Source organism: Luteibacter sp., from assembly GCF_009912395.1.
Lineage (GTDB): Bacteria > Pseudomonadota > Gammaproteobacteria > Xanthomonadales > Rhodanobacteraceae > Luteibacter.
In genome coordinates this window covers 41447-55977 of record NZ_WNDO01000022.1, presented here as the reverse complement: position 1 = coordinate 55977, position 14531 = coordinate 41447, and the positions used below count along the sequence as shown (strand labels likewise).

20 protein-coding genes are annotated in these 14531 nt (G+C 65.9%); 11 read left to right on the top strand and 9 right to left on the bottom strand.

What is annotated here, in order from left to right; translation table 11 throughout:
* Positions 1 to 33: 33 nt before the first annotated feature.
* Genes GAK28_RS18050 through GAK28_RS18030 form a run of 5 tightly spaced genes read right to left on the bottom strand, consistent with a single transcriptional unit; the run spans position 34 to position 3230 of the window.
* Positions 34 to 924: a tyrosine recombinase XerC gene (locus GAK28_RS18050; protein ID WP_291782409.1), complete on the bottom strand. Its 891-nt coding sequence runs from the start codon at positions 922 to 924 to the stop codon at positions 34 to 36.
* Entirely contained in the window at positions 921 to 1607 is a 687-nt protein-coding gene (locus GAK28_RS18045; protein WP_291782406.1) for a DUF484 family protein, read from the bottom strand. The genes GAK28_RS18050 and GAK28_RS18045 overlap by 4 nt, the downstream gene beginning before the upstream one ends.
* A 58-nt stretch (positions 1608 to 1665) precedes the next feature.
* Positions 1666 to 2493, bottom strand: a complete 828-nt coding sequence (gene dapF / locus GAK28_RS18040; RefSeq protein WP_291782403.1) for a diaminopimelate epimerase — start codon at positions 2491 to 2493, stop codon at positions 1666 to 1668.
* A 6-nt stretch (positions 2494 to 2499) separates the two neighbouring features.
* Positions 2500 to 2715 carry a lipoprotein gene (locus GAK28_RS18035; RefSeq protein WP_291782399.1) on the bottom strand — a complete coding sequence of 72 codons (216 nt, stop codon included), beginning with the start codon at positions 2713 to 2715 and terminating at the stop codon, positions 2500 to 2502.
* Between the two features lie 44 nt (positions 2716 to 2759).
* Positions 2760 to 3230: a GNAT family N-acetyltransferase gene (locus tag GAK28_RS18030; RefSeq protein WP_291782396.1), complete on the bottom strand. Its 471-nt coding sequence runs from the start codon at positions 3228 to 3230 to the stop codon at positions 2760 to 2762.
* Positions 3231 to 3473: 243 nt separating this feature from the next.
* Here GAK28_RS18030 and GAK28_RS18025 point away from each other — a divergent pair, with 243 nt between their 5' ends.
* Positions 3474 to 4958, top strand: a complete 1485-nt coding sequence (locus GAK28_RS18025) for a RimK family protein (protein WP_291782393.1) — start codon at positions 3474 to 3476, stop codon at positions 4956 to 4958.
* A 56-nt stretch (positions 4959 to 5014) separates the two neighbouring features.
* Here the strand turns inward: GAK28_RS18025 and GAK28_RS18020 are convergent, their stop codons facing one another.
* Positions 5015 to 6145 carry an aldose epimerase family protein gene (locus GAK28_RS18020; RefSeq protein ID WP_291782390.1) on the bottom strand — a complete coding sequence of 377 codons (1131 nt, stop codon included), beginning with the start codon at positions 6143 to 6145 and terminating at the stop codon, positions 5015 to 5017.
* Between the two features lie 112 nt (positions 6146 to 6257).
* Positions 6258 to 6473, bottom strand: coding sequence for a hypothetical protein (locus GAK28_RS18015; RefSeq protein ID WP_291782387.1), 216 nt, complete (start codon positions 6471 to 6473; stop codon positions 6258 to 6260).
* Between the two features lie 134 nt (positions 6474 to 6607).
* Here GAK28_RS18015 and aroE point away from each other — a divergent pair, with 134 nt between their 5' ends.
* The 4 genes from aroE to GAK28_RS17995 all read left to right on the top strand — a co-directional run bounded on the left by aroE (position 6608) and on the right by GAK28_RS17995 (position 8763).
* Positions 6608 to 7447: a shikimate dehydrogenase gene (gene aroE, locus GAK28_RS18010; RefSeq protein WP_291782383.1), complete on the top strand. Its 840-nt coding sequence runs from the start codon at positions 6608 to 6610 to the stop codon at positions 7445 to 7447.
* Positions 7444 to 7710 carry a YkgJ family cysteine cluster protein gene (locus tag GAK28_RS18005; RefSeq protein WP_291782581.1) on the top strand — a complete coding sequence of 89 codons (267 nt, stop codon included), beginning with the start codon at positions 7444 to 7446 and terminating at the stop codon, positions 7708 to 7710. Before aroE ends, GAK28_RS18005 begins: the two co-directional genes overlap by 4 nt.
* 83 nt (positions 7711 to 7793) lie before the next feature.
* Positions 7794 to 8156 (top strand): energy transducer TonB, encoded by a 363-nt coding sequence (locus GAK28_RS18000; RefSeq protein WP_291782380.1) that lies wholly within the window; start codon positions 7794 to 7796, stop codon positions 8154 to 8156.
* Positions 8157 to 8274: 118 nt separating this feature from the next.
* Complete coding sequence (locus GAK28_RS17995) at positions 8275 to 8763, top strand: glutathione peroxidase (RefSeq protein ID WP_291782377.1); 489 nt, start codon at positions 8275 to 8277, stop codon at positions 8761 to 8763.
* Positions 8764 to 8770: 7 nt separating this feature from the next.
* Here the strand turns inward: GAK28_RS17995 and GAK28_RS17990 are convergent, their stop codons facing one another.
* A complete protein-coding gene (locus GAK28_RS17990; protein ID WP_291782373.1) occupies positions 8771 to 9094 on the bottom strand; it encodes a hypothetical protein in 324 nt (107 codons plus the stop codon).
* An 84-nt stretch (positions 9095 to 9178) separates the two neighbouring features.
* On the bottom strand, positions 9179 to 9508 hold the full coding sequence (locus GAK28_RS17985; protein ID WP_291782370.1) for a multidrug efflux SMR transporter: 330 nt from the start codon (positions 9506 to 9508) through the stop codon (positions 9179 to 9181).
* Between the two features lie 145 nt (positions 9509 to 9653).
* Between GAK28_RS17985 and GAK28_RS17980 the strand changes: the two genes are divergently transcribed.
* From GAK28_RS17980 to GAK28_RS17955, 6 genes are all read left to right on the top strand, one after another.
* On the top strand, positions 9654 to 11972 hold the full coding sequence (locus GAK28_RS17980) for a TonB-dependent receptor (RefSeq protein WP_291782366.1): 2319 nt from the start codon (positions 9654 to 9656) through the stop codon (positions 11970 to 11972).
* 139 nt (positions 11973 to 12111) lie between these two features.
* Positions 12112 to 12642, top strand: a complete 531-nt coding sequence (locus tag GAK28_RS17975; RefSeq protein ID WP_291782363.1) for a hypothetical protein — start codon at positions 12112 to 12114, stop codon at positions 12640 to 12642.
* A 103-nt stretch (positions 12643 to 12745) separates the two neighbouring features.
* On the top strand, positions 12746 to 13063 hold the full coding sequence (locus tag GAK28_RS17970) for a hypothetical protein (RefSeq protein WP_291782360.1): 318 nt from the start codon (positions 12746 to 12748) through the stop codon (positions 13061 to 13063).
* A gap of 36 nt (positions 13064 to 13099) precedes the next feature.
* Positions 13100 to 13486 (top strand): hypothetical protein, encoded by a 387-nt coding sequence (locus tag GAK28_RS17965; protein WP_291782357.1) that lies wholly within the window; start codon positions 13100 to 13102, stop codon positions 13484 to 13486.
* Between the two features lie 112 nt (positions 13487 to 13598).
* Positions 13599 to 13898, top strand: coding sequence for a hypothetical protein (locus tag GAK28_RS17960; RefSeq protein ID WP_291782355.1), 300 nt, complete (start codon positions 13599 to 13601; stop codon positions 13896 to 13898).
* A 61-nt stretch (positions 13899 to 13959) separates the two neighbouring features.
* Positions 13960 to 14502, top strand: coding sequence for a gamma carbonic anhydrase family protein (locus GAK28_RS17955; protein ID WP_291782353.1), 543 nt, complete (start codon positions 13960 to 13962; stop codon positions 14500 to 14502).
* Positions 14503 to 14531 lie beyond the last annotated feature (29 nt).

The window sequence follows — 14531 nt, the reverse complement described above, 5'->3', positions numbered from 1 at the left end:
AACATCGACCCGCTAGCTGTATCGGCCGGCGGGTCAACCTGCGTCCGGCTTCCGTTTCGCCCTGGGATGGGCGGCGTCATACACCTTGGCCAGATACTGGAAATCCAGATGTGTATAGATCTGGGTGGTTGCGATATCCGCATGACCCAGCAATTCCTGCACGGAACGCAGGTCGCCGGACGATTCCAGCATGTGGCTGGCAAAGGTATGTCGCAACATGTGGGGGTGCACATGGCGGGACAATCCCGCCGATAGCAGGCTCAGTCGCTTCTGCACGGTGCGCGGGTGGATCGGCATGCCGCCGCGACCCTTGAACACGGCCTGTTCCGGTGCGTCACCGCCCTGGGCGGCGAGGTGGCGCAACGCGGCGACGGCATGGCGGCCAACCGGAAGGATGCGTGTCTTGTTGCCCTTGCCCAGCACCCTGACCTGCCCCTCCTCCAGGTCGAGGTCGCCCCAGCGCAGTCCGCACAGTTCGGACAGGCGCAGGCCGCTCGAATACAGCAGCTCCATCATCGCTGTGTCCTGCGGCGCGTGCGCATCGTCCAGCGTGGTCTCGACCAACTGACGCGCTTCGTCCACGTCGAGCACATGCGGCAGCTTGCGACGCACTTTCGGCCCACGCACACCCGCCGCCGGGTCATGGGCGAGCAGGCCTTCGCGGTTGAGATAGCGGAACAGTGTCCGGCAGGCCGATAGCAGGCGCTGGATGCTGTTCGGTGCCAGCCCGCCGCGATGCTCGCGGGCGGCCATGCTGCGCAGGCGTTCGGGTGCCAGCGCGTCGAAGCTGGTCAGGCCCTCGTGCTCCATGAAGTCGAGCAGCTTGCCGAGGTCGCGACGGTAGGCGGCCATCGTGTGGGCGGAAGGCACCCGCTCCGCCGAGAAGTGGCGGAGGAAGGCCTCGACGGTCTCCCGCGGTGTCACGCGACCTTCCGGGCCCGCTCGATCGCCGAACCCACCGTGGTGGAGATCATGTCGAGGAACAGCGTGCCCATGCCGGGGTGGAAGCGATCGGCATCGGCGCTGCCGATGGCGAGCATGGCGTCGCGCCCGACGCGCATGAGCGCCGCCGAACGTACATCGGTCGCCTCATCGCCGAACAGGCGATGCAATTTTTCCTGGGCGAGACGGCCCGCGACGGGATCGCCGTGCTCCAGGAACGAAGCGAACTCCGGCAATCCGGCGCTGCCGCGCGATTCACGCAGCAACCAGGGCTCGTCGGGCAATCCGGCGAGGTCGCCGAAGAACACCAGGCGGACACGTTCGGAGTTGAAATCCTCGGTAAGGCGGCGGACCACGCTACGTACCGTTTCCTCGATGTCGCCGGCGCCGAGGAGGGCGAGCATCAGGCCGTGGACGCGACGCATCAGGGCCTCGTTTTCGCCGGCGATGGTGGAGAGTTCGCGCAGGCGCGTCTCCAGCTCGACGTTCTTCTCGCGCAACCCGCGCATCTGGTGCACGGCAAGCGAGGTGGCCGGCCCGTTGCGCGCGGGTAGCACGAGCAGGTCGGCGAGCTCGGGATGGTCGGCCAGGAAGTCCGGATGCCGGCTCAGGTAGGACGCCACGGCAGCTGGTTCGATGTTGCCTTCGATCGCGGTCTCGCTCATGGGGGTGTCCTTCATTCGCTACATGCTGACCGCAGTGTGCCGCGTTCGGACGCCGCCGTCACACTTCGCCTTCAAAGACGAAGGCGGCCGGGCCGGTCATCCACAGGGTGTGCCCTGGGCCGTGCCAGGCGATGGTGAGCGTGCCGCCGGGAAGATCGACGTGTACCTCGTCACCCGCCAGGCCAAGCGCGCGGGCCACGGCGGCGGCGGCACAGGCGCCCGTGCCGCAGGCCTGGGTCCAGCCGCTGCCACGTTCGTGTACACGCAGGCGCAGATGGCCGGGACCGAGCCGCTGGGCGAAACCGACATTGGCACCTTCGCGGAACACGGCATGCGTCGTAAGCAGGGGGCCGAGACGATCCACGCGCGGGTCGGTCACGTCGTCCACGAACAGCACGGCATGGGGGTTGCCCATGGACACCGCGCCAAAGCTGGCCTCGTCGCCCTCCACGTCGAGCGTGTAGGTGGCGTGGGCTGGCCGGTCGAGGGGGATGCTGGTCGGTGAGAAGTCGGGTTCGCCCATGTCCACCGTGACCAGGTCGGCGCCGAGTACGCGCACGGTGACCGGACCTGACGGGCTTTCCAGCCGCACCGGCACGTCACGCTCGATGGCGCCGTCGCGATACAGCCACGCCGCTACGCAGCGCACGCCGTTGCCGCACTGCCCGGCCGGTGAGCCATCGGCGTTCCACAGGCCGTAATAGAAGGCACAGGACGGATCGCGCGCCGGCTCGATGCTGATCAGCTGGTCGAAGCCAATGCCCGTGTGGCGATGGGCCAGGGCCGCGATGCGGGCGGCGTCGGGTACGCGGCCGGCGTCCTCGCGCCAGTCCACGATGACGAAATCGTTGCCGATCCCATGCATCTTGGTGAAGCGGGAAGGCATGGCGGCTTACTGGTGGATGACGGAGTTGAACGGCGACATCGTGGTGCTCGTCGGTGCAGGTCCGGGCACGGTCGATGCGGCGGCCGGATGCGGCACGGCCTTGGGCGCGGTCGTGGTGCCCGGTGCGGGCGGCGGCGGCATGAACAGCGGGCCCTTGTTGCCGCAGCCCGCGAGGGCGAGCGTGGCGAGGACGAGGGCGCATGGGAGGATCGATCGGCGCATGGTCGGTTCCCTGGAAACGACGGCCAGTATAGCCCTGCGGCCGCTCAGAGCTGCTTCTCGAAACGGAGCGCGTCCGTGCCGTCGGCGTAGTACCCCGGGTATTCGCCGATTTTCCCGTAGCCGAGCCGTTCGTACAGGCGGATGGCCACGGCGTTGTCCTTGCGCACTTCCAGGCGCAGGGACCGACAGCCCTTCTGGCGGGCGGCGGTCTCGGAGGCCTCGATCAGCGCCGAGCCCACGCCCTTGCCCTGTGCGGCGGGCTTGGTGGCGATGGAATACAGCCGGGCCACGGTCGTGCCCTTCCTGAAGAAGACCACGGCGGTGCCGAGGAAACGGCGATGATTGGCGCTGGCCACGAGGACCAGGGCGGTTTCGCTGTCGAGATGCTTGCGGTACTGGGCGCGGCTCAGGCGGTCCTGGGCGAAACTCGATTCCTCGAGCGCGACCAGGTCGTCGAGATCGCTGACTTCGGCGCGACGAACGCGTACCGCGGCGGTGACCGGGGGTGGACGCATGCGGGATGGAACTCCGGCGCGGGTGGGACAGGACGGCTGCGGAGCCGACGGGGGTATTCGGCAAGCGCGGCACTGTAGACCCCTCGTCCCCAGCGATCAATGACTTTTTCATGAACCCGTTCAATCGGGCTTCAGCGCCCCGGCTTGTGCGTCGTGGCAGTGGAGAACACACTGCCCGCACCGGCGAAACGCGGTGGCCCGATGTCGGGCCCTGGACACGGAATCGTCGTCTGCTGAGGTCTCATGAGCCGGCTCGTCATCGTCGTGGAGAAAGCCTCGGACTGGGGCTCGTACTACCCGTCCGCCGACGTCGTCAGCGCCATGGATTACCTCCGCGAGCCGATCGGCGGCGACGACGAACGCACCCACGTCATCAACCTCTGCCGCAGCTACAAGTACCTGGGCACCGGTTACTACGTCTCGCTGCTGGCCGAGGCGCGCGGCCACAAGGTGATCCCCTCGGTGCGCACGGTGAACGATCTGCGCCGCCGTTCGCTCTACGGCCTGAACATCGACGACCTCAACCAGAAGCTGTCGAAGTTCCTCCCTGCCGGCGGGCGCGACACCACCGATTTCGGCGTGCTGGTCTACTTCGGCGAGACCTCCGTCCCCGATCTCCAGGACCTCGCCCGCCAGGTCTTCGACATGTTCCCCTGCCCGCTCATGCGCATCGAGTTCGAGCGCGACCGGATCTGGCAGGTGTCTGCCGTGAAGCCGGTGGGCTTGCACACTCTCGACGACGCCCAGGAAGACGCCTTCGCGGCGGCCCTGGAAAAGTTCTCCCGCAAGATCTGGCGAAAGCCGCGCACCCGTCGCCGCTATCGCTACGACATCGCGATGCTGGTCGACCCCAACGAGGCGATGCCGCCCTCGAACCGCAAGGCGCTCAAGCACTTCGTCGAAGCGGGCAAGCACCTGGGCATCGAGGTCGATCCGATCGGCAAGAACGACTACCAGCGCCTGGCCGAGTACGACGGCCTGTTCATCCGCGAGACCACGGCCAGCGACAACCACACCTATCGCTTCGCGCACCGCGCGGAGAAGGAAGGCATGGTAGTGATGGATGACCCCACGTCGATCCTGCGCTGCACGAACAAGATCTTCCTGAACGACCTGATGGTGTCGCGCAAGCTGGCGGTGCCCAACACCGAGATCCTCTATCGCGACGATCCGAAACAGCTGCGCGACCTGCCGGAGCGACTCGGCCTGCCGATCGTGCTGAAGATTCCCGACGGGTCGTTCTCGCGCGGCGTGGTGAAGGTGGAAACCCGCGAAGCGTTGGAGAAGGCAGCCAGCGAGCTGTTCTCGCACAGCGCGCTGCTGCTCGCCCAGGAATACCTCTACACGGAATTTGACTGGCGCATCGGCGTGCTCAACCATGAGCCGCTCTACGCATGCCAGTACTTCATGTCGCGCGGCCACTGGCAGATCTACAACCACGGTGCGAAGGGTACGGCGAAATCCGGCGGCTTCCGCACGGTGCCGGTTCGCGACGCGCCCAGTGAAGTGGTGAAGCTGGCGCTCAAGGCCACACAGACCATCGGCGACGGCATCTATGGTGTCGACCTCAAGCAGGTGGGCGACCGTCCGGTGGTGATCGAGGTCAACGACAATCCGTCGATCGACGCGGGCGTGGAAGATGCCTACCTCGGCGAAGATCTCTATCTGCGGATCATGCAGGAATTCCTGCGCCGCCTCGAACTGAAGCGCCTGGGTATCCAGACCTGATCGTTGTTGTAGGAGCGCGCTTGCGCGCGATCGCGCGCAAGCGCGCTCCTACACCGTTATTTGGTACCGAACTCGAACACGATCGTATGCCGATACGTTTCGCCGGGCGCCAAACGCGCCGATCCGAACGACGGCTGGTTCGGTGTATCCGGATGGAACTGCGGTTCCAGCACGAACGCATCGTCTTCGCGATACATGTGGCCACCGGTGCCGACGCTTGTCGCATCGAGGAAATTGCCCGAATAGAACTGCACGCCCGGCATCGTCGATTTCAGCGTCATCGTACGACCGGACGCCGGATCTTCCACCTTGGCCACCACGCGTGGCGTCTTCGCGATATCGCGTGCGACGACGAAGTCGTGATCGAAACCGCGGCCGTTCACCAACTGCGGATCGGACAGGCGCACATCGCGACCGATAGGCTTGCCCTTGCGAAAATCGAATGGCGTGCCCGCGACCGGCGCGATCTTTCCCAGGGGAATGGCGGTCGCATCGACCGGCACATAGGAATCCGCCGGAATGGTCAGCACCTGGTCCATCACCGAACCCGAGCCTTCGCCCGAGAGGTTCCAATAAGCGTGATTGGTGAGGTTGACGACGGTCGGCTTGTCCGTGGTGGCGTCGTACTGGATGGTGAGGTGGTTCTGCGCGTCGAGCGTGTACGTGGCCGTCGCAGTGAGCTTGCCCGGATAACCCATGTCACCATCGGGACTCACATAGGTGAGCGTGACGCTCGCGCTGTCCGCACCGCTTTTCACGTCACCGATGGTCCACAGCACCTTGTCGAAACCCTTGGTACCGCCGTGCAGCGAATTGGGACCGTCGTTGGTCGGCACCTGGTAGGCATGGCCGTCGAGCGTGAAGCGACCCTTGGCGATGCGGTTGGCGTAACGCCCCACCGTCGCGCCGAAGTACTGCGGTTTCTTCAGGTAATCGTCGAACTTCGCATAGCCGAGCAGGATGTTGGCGGGCTTGCCGTGGCGATCGGGTGTGATCACCTCCTGCAATCCCGCGCCGTAGGCCATCACGCGTACCTGCACGCCGTGACCGCTATCGAGCAGCACCGCATCGACCTTCGTGCCATCGGCGAGCGCGCCGAAGGTTTCGCGTTTCGCATCCGCCGCATATACCGTCATGCCTGCCGTCATTGCGATCAGCAGCGAAGCCATGAACACCGTACGTCGCATTTCGTATCCCCGTTGCGACCCGTCGTGGGCTTCGGCATGCAAGCATATTGTAGGATTAATGCGCAAGCCGCCCTGCGGCAAAGCGCGAGCCGCTCGACGTAAACGGCATCGCTCAGCGATGGAACAGCGCGGCCAGCAGGTCCAGTGGCAAGCGGGGGCGCATCGCCAGCAGCACGCTCGCCGGCGCGGCGAGCAGCCAGAAGGCCGGCGTCCAACCCAGTGACTCGCTGTGACCCGACAGTGGGGTAAGCAGGAGCAACAGGGCCCCGGCGACCAGCCAGGCCATGGCGATGAGGGCGCGAAGGCGGTTCGGCGAGAGCGTGTTCATGGCGGCACTCCGTGGGTAGGTGTCGGGGCGCACGTTAGGAGGCCTCCGTCTCACGGGTCGCGACCGCCCTTCATGACGGCATTGCTAGAATCGGCCCGCTGGGCGCGGTGCCCGGCCAAGAGCCAGGAGAGTTCATGAGCGTCGAAGCTCGCCGTTTCGCCATTTTCGGTCATCCGATCGCGCACTCGCTGTCCCCCGAGATCCACTCGGCGTTCGCCAAACAGGTCGGTATCGCCGTCGATTACCGCACCATCGACGCCAAACCGGAGGTCTTTGAGGCCGAGGTCCGCCGCTTCTTCGCCGAGGGCGGCCATGGCGCCAACGTGACCATGCCGCACAAGCTGGCGGCCCTGGCGATGGCCGACGTGAAGACCGAGGCCGCCGAGCGAGCGGGTGCCGCCAACACCCTGACCCGCTTGCCCGACGGCCGCATCGAGGCCCACAACACCGACGGCAGCGGCTTCGTCCGCGACATCACCGAACGCCACGGCTTCGACCTGCGCGGCCACGATGCCCTCCTCCTGGGTGCCGGCGGCGCCGCCAAGGCCGTGGCCTGGGCGCTCATGGACGCGGGCGTGAAGACGCTCACCATCGTCAATCGCACGCCCGAGAAGGCCGACGAGATCGCCGACGCCATCGGCGAACCCGCCCGTTGCCACACGCGCTACTGGGACGGCCTGGACGGCGAGTGCTTCGACCTGGTGGTGAATGCCACCTCCATCGGCTTCCATGGCGGCCAGTTCCACCTGCCGATGTCGATCGTGCAGGAGGACCGCTCCACCGCCTACGACATCTGCTACGGCACCGCCGCCGCCGACTTCAAGGGCTGGGTCATCGGCGCCGGTCTGCGTCCGGACTGGTTCCGCGACGGCCTGGGCATGCTGATCGAACAGGCCGCCGACGGCTTCGAGCGCTGGCACGGCCAGCGCCCGGACACCGACCCGGTCTACCGCGAACTGCGTCAGCGTTTCTGAGCGTGCCCCTCGCCTGCCGTCCGGGTTGTGGCGCGCGCTGCATCGCTCCGTCGATCAGCTCGCCTATCCCGGGCATGCCGCAGGGCAAGCCGGCAGGCGTCCGCTGCGTCCAGCTCACCGACGACAACCGCTGCGCCATCTTCGGCCGCCCCGAGCGACCGAAGGTGTGTGGTGGGCTGAAACCCGATGCATCGATGTGCGGTCCCGACGATCTCTACGCGCTCAGATGGCTTCGCGAACTGGAGCAGGCGACGGCGCCGTAGTGGTGCCAGACGTGCTTGCCTCTTTCGCACGACGCGCTCACGCTACGCCATCGACCATGAAGGTCTTCCGGGAGCGCCTCACGATGTCGGCAAGATATTACGCGTTGGCCTGTGCGTCGTTGCTATGCATGCAAGGTGCCCAGGCGGCGCCACAGGTCGGCACGCCCACACCGGCTCCGGCAGCGGTCCCGTCGTCCCATCCACCGGCCGCCATCGCGGCAAAGCGCGACGCCATGGTGATCGTGAAAACGTTCGTGGGCACCGACGGAACCGCATCGCAGGCACGGGTCGAGACATCGTCCGGCTATCCGGATCTGGACGAGAAGGCGGTCAAGGCGGTGTCGCAATATCACTTCAATCCCCACATCGGGAAAAATGGCAAACCCGATTCGGGTTACGCGATCATCCCCGTGAAGTTCGTGCTACCGACCTCGAAGTCGTCCTGATGGGAACGTGATCGCGGCTTCCATATAGTCGTTATCTATGGCCGGTGTTGAATCAATCGATTGGTCTTGTTTGCGGATGAGATGGAGACTTCCCCGATCACGAACAGGGAGCTCCACCATGTCATCCATCTACGAACACCAGCTACGCACCATCGACGGCGACACGATCTCGATGGAGGCGTATCGCGGGAAGACGTTGCTTATCGTCAACGTGGCATCGCGCTGCCAGTTCACGCCGCAGTACCAGGGCCTGGAGGCCATGTACCAGCGGATGCGCGGCCAGGGGGTCGAGATCCTCGGGTTTCCCTGCGACCAGTTCGGGCAGCAGGAGCCGGGCGCGGACGCCGACATCAAGTCGTTCTGTGACCTTACTTATGGCGTGACCTTCCCGATGTTCTCCAAGGTGGAGGTCAACGGCGACGGCACGCATCCGCTGTACGCGGCGCTGAAGCATGCCGCGCCGGGCCTGCTCGGCGCGGAGGACATCAAGTGGAACTTCACCAAGTTCCTCGTCGATCGCTCCGGCAAGGTGGTCAAGCGCTATGGGCCTGCGTTCACGCCGGACTTCATCGAACGCGAACTGGCCGGCGCCTCGCTGGCGCACTGAGCCAAGGTCACTTCGGGGCGAGCGCCGTCACGTTGTGCGGGCAGGTGTAGGTGGCCCGATACTGGTAGCTCGCCTTCGTGTGCTGCTCGACGCCGAGCGTGACCGGCGTCGCCAGCACCAGGTGGATCGTGTCCACGGCAGGCGACGCGCACGACTCGCGGGCCTGCGCGATGCACGGCTCCTCAGTCATGGCGTCGGTGGTGCAGGAGACGGCGATGGGCGCCACGGTGGGCCGGGTTACGGCCACCTCGGGCGGAGACGTCGCCGCGCATGCCGCCAGCAAGGTCGGCGCGACAACGATACCCAGGAAACGCAACGCGGAACGACGCATCCGATCCTCCTGACAGGCCCTGTTCGGGGCTAGGCTGACCGGTTTGGCTACCGGTTTCAGCGAACGGGTTGGCGATTTATATCGTCAATGCGACACCGATTTCGAGAAGACGTTCACGACCACCACCCCGGCGACGATCAGGCCCAACCCGATCAGGGCGGCCAGGTCCAGCGCCTGCCGATACCAGACCCAGCTCACCGCCGAGATCAGCACGATGCCCACCCCCGACCAGATCGCGTAGGCGATGCCGGTAGGGATGCTGCGCAGGCACAGGGAGAGGAACCAGAAAGCCACGCCGTAGCCGACCACCACCAGCACGGTGGGTAACGGGCGGCTGAACGAATCCGAGGCTTTGAGGGCCGATGTGGCGATCACCTCGGCCACGATGGCGATCGCCAAGTACAGGTAAGGCATGGGGTTCTGCTCAGTTTTGGACGAATCACGCATGACGATAGCAGCCCGTGCGGACAGTGGGCCGTAAAACGTCCGTCATATGGAAGTAAGCGCCGTTACATGGACGACCGCGACGCTTTCGCGAATGCCCAGGAAGGATCTCCCGATGACGTTCGCCCGTACTGCTCTTCGTCGTACCGCCCTCGCCACCGCTCTTGCCCTCAGCCTTCATGCGGGCCTCGTCCACGCGGACGACGACAAGCCGGCGCCGACCGCCGCCGCCACGGATGCGGACACCACAAATAACCGCAACAGCGCCCGTCAGCTCGACGCGGTGTCCGTGATCGCGCCGGGCGAGACCCGCCAGGTCCAGAGCATCGGCACCGACGAGATCGTGCGCCAGCAGGTGCCCGGCACCAGCGCGCTCAAGGCGCTGGAAAAGCTGCCTGGCGTGCAGTTCCAGGCGGCCGATCCGTTCGGCGCCTATGAATGGTCCACCCAGATCAACCTGCACGGCTTCGACCAGTCGCGCCTGGGCTTCACCCTCGACGGCATCCCGCTCGGCACGATGGGCTACGGCGTCACCGACGGCCTGCAGGTGACCCGCGCGATCACCACCGAGAACCTCGCCACGGTCGAACTGGCCCAGGGCGCCGGCGCACTCGGCACCGCCTCGAACACCAACCTCGGTGGCACGGTGCAGTTCTATTCCGCCGATCCGGACATGAAGCCGGGCGTGCGCTTCAGCCAGGTGATCGGCTCGGATTCCACCAAGCGCACCTTCGCGCGCGTGGATACCGGCGACCACGGTGGCTTCTCGGCCTATGTGTCCTTCGTGCACGCCGACACCGACAAGTGGAAGGGCTTCGGCGACCAGAAGACCAACCAGGCCAACCTCAAGGCCGTGTACCAGTGGGGCGACGGCAACCGCATCAGCTTGTTCGCCGACAGCAGCAAGCGCAAGGAATACGACTACATGGATCTGTCCCTGACCAGCCAGCGCGTGCTGGGCTGGAACTGGGACTACCTGCAGCCGGACTGGAACAGCGCCGTGCAGATGGCGAACGCGCTCAACGGCAAGGGCGCCTACCCCGCCGCGCTCAACGGCCTGCCGGCCGATTACGACAAGGGCGACGCCACGTACTATGCCGGTGGCGGCATCCGCCAGGACGGCCTTGCTGGCCTGTCCGGTTCGTTCAACCTCGGCGGCGGCGTCACGCTCGACAGCACCGGCTACTACCACACCGATCGCGGTGAAGGTCAGTGGGCCACGCCGTACCAGGCCTCGTCGCCGACGGTGCCGATCTCCATGCGCACCACCGACTACGGCCTGGATCGTTACGGTCTCACCTCGGCGTTGAAGGCCAGCATCGGCAACAACGACATCGAAGTGGGCGTGTGGGGCGAAGAGTCCAACACCAACCAGGAACGCAACTTCTTCCCGCTGAGCGGCCAGTACACCGCGTTGTATCGCGTGTACAACGACCAGACGCCGTTCATGCGCGCCTTCCTGCAGCACTACGAAACCAAGACGCGCATGGCCTACGCGGAGGACACGATCCACCTCCTCGACGACCAGCTCACCATCAACTTCGGCGCCAAGTCGCTGCACGTGACCACCGACGCGACCTCGCGCGTGCCTACCACGTCCTTCGCCCAGGGCAGCATGAAGGCCAGCAAGGGCTTCCTGCCGCAGGCCGGTATCGACTACAAGCTGGACGCGAACCAGGACATCTACGCCTCGTACGCGAAGAACATCTCGGCCTACGGCATCACGCCGTTCAGCACCTCGCAGGCGGCGTTCGACACGGCCAAGACCCACCTGAAGCCCGAAGAGTCGCAGACTTGGCAGGCCGGCTACCGCGCGCACGGGGACACCTTCGAAGCGTCGGTCGGCGTGTTCTACACCCGCTTCGAAAACCGTCTGCTGGTGGTCACGCCCTGTCCGGCGGTGGTCACCTGCGCGTCCTCGCTCAACAACGTCGGCGACGTGAAGAGCACCGGCGCCGACCTGGCCTTCCTGTGGAAGCCGGTGCAGGGCCTGAGCTGGCTCAACTCGTTCTCGTACAACAAGTCGCAATACCAGGACAACTACGTGACCGGCGGCAACACGGTCGCCACCGCCGACAAGTACGTGGTGGGCGTGCCCAAGACCATGTTCTCCAGCTCCATCAGCTATGAGATCGCCGGCTGGCGCGCCAACCTCGAAGGCAAGTACACGAGCAAGCGCTACATCACGTACACCAACGATTCGGCGGTGCCGTCGTACTGGATCTTCAACGCGGGCGTCTCCTATGACTTCGGCGACCTCGATGTGCTCAAGGGCCTGAGCGTCGGCCTGAACGTCACCAACCTGCTCGACAAGCGCTACTTCGCGTCCACCGGTACCAACGGCTATGTGGCCTCCGATCCGCAGGGCTACAACCAGACGCTGATGGCCGGCGCACCGCGCCAGTACTTCGTCAACGTCAGCGCGAAGTTCTGATGCGTCGGTGGGCGGGACGTGATCCACGTCCCGCCCACCGCCACGGGACTGCAACATCCCGGCGATACCGTGTCGCGTCCGCCGGGGCCGTCCGACAGGGGGACGGCCTGGTCGCGGATGCCCCACGCGAGTCGTCCCCATGCTCCACCCCTCATCAGCCGCGGTGCCCCGCCGCGCGATCCTCGTCATCGCCGCCGGCCTCGTGGTGGTCGCGGCCATCGCCGCCACGGTATTCCTGCGCGGCCATTGCGCCGATCCCGGCATCGCGACCGGCAGCACCCTGAGCGAGAGCGCGCCGTCCGTCGGTAACTCGAACGAGATCGACATCCTCCTGGGCCTTGCCCGCCAGGCCACCAAGGAAGGCCGGCTCGTGGCGCCGCAGGGCAACAACGCGTACGAGTACTACCTCAGCGTGATCCAGCTCGATTCGGCCAATGCCAGTGCGCTCGATGCCTTGCGCGAGACGTTGCCTTTCGCCTCCCAGGAGATCGAGCAGCTGATCAACCGCCGTCAGCTGGACGAGGCGCGTCGCGAGATCGCGCTGCTGCGCGATTTCGATCCCACCAACTACACGCTGATCATCCTCGGCGCCAAGCTCGACGCGCAGCAGCAGGTAGTGACGGCCGAAGACGAGGCGAAGGCTGACGCGATGCGTCGGCGTGGCGGTTAGGCGAATTCAGGGGGCGGTCGGGCCCGGATGCCCATAGTGCGCGTCCGTTCTCCGCCACGTCGGGGGACGGGCGATCACTTCCACAGGAAAAGGACCCTCCTTCATGAACAACGTCATGCGCAAGGCGCTCGTCGCCCTTTTCGTCGCCGTTCCGGCCATCGCCAGCGTCGAGGCCTCTCCGGTCGCCGTCGATGTTCCCGCCGTCCAGCCGGTGCCGGCACGTTGCGGCGTCACCGATCTCAACGAGTTTGCCGCGTTCATCGCCGGCAAGCCTACGCCGGCCGAATTCCGCGCGTTCTATTCGTGCGTCAGCCTCGTGCTGCCGGGTGACATCACCACCCTGGAAATGCGCTACGACAACAGCCGCTACCACGCGAAGCTCGACCAGCACGGCCGCATCGTCGGCGGCAGCTTCCGCTGATCCATCGATCCTACGCATCCAGGCAAGGAGCCACCCATGCACCGTTTCCTTCTTTCCGCCCTGCTCGTCGCCGCCCCGCTGGCAGCCTCCGCGCAGATCCATTTCGATAGCCCGGTGCCGCCGGCCGGCCCGAAGGACACCAGCGGTCCGGTCGTGCCGTCGGCCGGTCCCAAGCAGACCGGCGGTCCTATCGCGGGCTTCAGCGGCAGCAATGACGTGCGCCGTTGCGGCATCACCGATCTGGCGCCCTTCAATGCCTACATTGCCACCCGGCCGACCCCGGTCGAGTTTCGCGCCCGTTATTCGTGCCTGACCCTGGTCCTGCCGGGCGACATGTCGACCCGCGAACTGCGCATGGACAACAGCCGTTACTTCGCCGATCTGGACGCGCATGGCCGCATCCAGGGGGGCGCGTTCCGCTAAGGAACGGGGCAGGAAGGGGAAATCTTTCTCTTTCCTGCCGAATTCGTTCATGGTTGGCATCCCCCATTCGGGGGATAATCGCCCTTCCCCCAAGGCAAGGAGCCTGCCCCCCATGCACCGTCTCGCTACGCTTTTCTTCATGGCCGTCCTCGGCGTCGCCATCCTCAGCGCCTGCCGCACGGCCCCGGCCGCCGACCAGCCCAAGCCCGTTGCCGGCTTCGTCACTGACACGAAGGCCTTCGATACCTTCATCGCCACCCATCCCACGGCGGCGCAGTTCCACGCGGCCTACCCCGATGTCCTCCTGGTGATGCCCAACACGCCCACCACGATGGAAATCCGCATGAACAACAGCCGGTACTTCCCGCAGTTCGACGCGGAAGGGCGCATCACGGGCGGCAAGTTCCAGTAATCGGAGCCAGGGCGTCGAATGAGGCGTTATCCTGCGCGTTCACGTTTTCGGTAAGCGCCCCATGCCCACCTCCATCCGTCCCTTCCGTGGCATCCACCCGCGCCTCGGCACCCGTGTCTACGTCGATCCGGCCGCCACGGTCATCGGTGATGTGGAGCTGGGCGACGACGTGTCGATCTGGCCCGGTGCCGTGGCCCGCGGTGATGTTCATCACATCCGTATCGGCGCCCGCAGCAATCTCCAGGACGGGGCGGTGATCCATGTCACCCACGACGGTCCGTACACGCCGGGCGGTTTCCCCACCCTGATCGGCGCCGACGTCACCATCGGCCACGGCGCCGTCATCCACGCCTGCACCATCGAGGATGGCTGTCTGATCGGCATGCACGCCACCGTCCTGGACGGCGCCGTGGTGAAGAAGAACGCCTTCGTCGCGGCGGGCGCGCTGATACCGCCGGGTAAGGTGGTGGGCGAACGCGAGCTCTGGGTCGGCAACCCGGCCAAGATGGTCCGGGTGCTGAGCGACACCCAGGTCGAGCAGTTGTTCTACTCCGCCGCCAACTACGTGCGCCTGAAGGACGATTACCTCGCCGAAGCCGTGTAGGAGCGCGCTTGCGCGCGACAGGCCGCTTA

Coding starts and splice junctions, on each gene's coding strand:
- GAK28_RS18045 (WP_291782406.1), bottom strand. CDS start 1,607: ATGAGCGAGACCGCGATCGAAGGCAACATCGAACCAGCTGCCGTGGCG.
- dapF (WP_291782403.1), bottom strand. CDS start 2,493: ATGCCTTCCCGCTTCACCAAGATGCATGGGATCGGCAACGATTTCGTC.
- GAK28_RS18035 (WP_291782399.1), bottom strand. CDS start 2,715: ATGCGCCGATCGATCCTCCCATGCGCCCTCGTCCTCGCCACGCTCGCC.
- GAK28_RS18030 (WP_291782396.1), bottom strand. CDS start 3,230: ATGCGTCCACCCCCGGTCACCGCCGCGGTACGCGTTCGTCGCGCCGAA.
- GAK28_RS18025 (WP_291782393.1), top strand. CDS start 3,474: ATGAGCCGGCTCGTCATCGTCGTGGAGAAAGCCTCGGACTGGGGCTCG.
- GAK28_RS18020 (WP_291782390.1), bottom strand. CDS start 6,145: ATGCGACGTACGGTGTTCATGGCTTCGCTGCTGATCGCAATGACGGCA.
- GAK28_RS18015 (WP_291782387.1), bottom strand. CDS start 6,473: ATGAACACGCTCTCGCCGAACCGCCTTCGCGCCCTCATCGCCATGGCC.
- aroE (WP_291782383.1), top strand. CDS start 6,608: ATGAGCGTCGAAGCTCGCCGTTTCGCCATTTTCGGTCATCCGATCGCG.
- GAK28_RS18000 (WP_291782380.1), top strand. CDS start 7,794: ATGTCGGCAAGATATTACGCGTTGGCCTGTGCGTCGTTGCTATGCATG.
- GAK28_RS17995 (WP_291782377.1), top strand. CDS start 8,275: ATGTCATCCATCTACGAACACCAGCTACGCACCATCGACGGCGACACG.
- GAK28_RS17990 (WP_291782373.1), bottom strand. CDS start 9,094: ATGCGTCGTTCCGCGTTGCGTTTCCTGGGTATCGTTGTCGCGCCGACC.
- GAK28_RS17985 (WP_291782370.1), bottom strand. CDS start 9,508: ATGCCTTACCTGTACTTGGCGATCGCCATCGTGGCCGAGGTGATCGCC.
- GAK28_RS17980 (WP_291782366.1), top strand. CDS start 9,654: ATGACGTTCGCCCGTACTGCTCTTCGTCGTACCGCCCTCGCCACCGCT.
- GAK28_RS17975 (WP_291782363.1), top strand. CDS start 12,112: ATGCTCCACCCCTCATCAGCCGCGGTGCCCCGCCGCGCGATCCTCGTC.
- GAK28_RS17970 (WP_291782360.1), top strand. CDS start 12,746: ATGAACAACGTCATGCGCAAGGCGCTCGTCGCCCTTTTCGTCGCCGTT.
- GAK28_RS17965 (WP_291782357.1), top strand. CDS start 13,100: ATGCACCGTTTCCTTCTTTCCGCCCTGCTCGTCGCCGCCCCGCTGGCA.
- GAK28_RS17960 (WP_291782355.1), top strand. CDS start 13,599: ATGCACCGTCTCGCTACGCTTTTCTTCATGGCCGTCCTCGGCGTCGCC.
- GAK28_RS17955 (WP_291782353.1), top strand. CDS start 13,960: ATGCCCACCTCCATCCGTCCCTTCCGTGGCATCCACCCGCGCCTCGGC.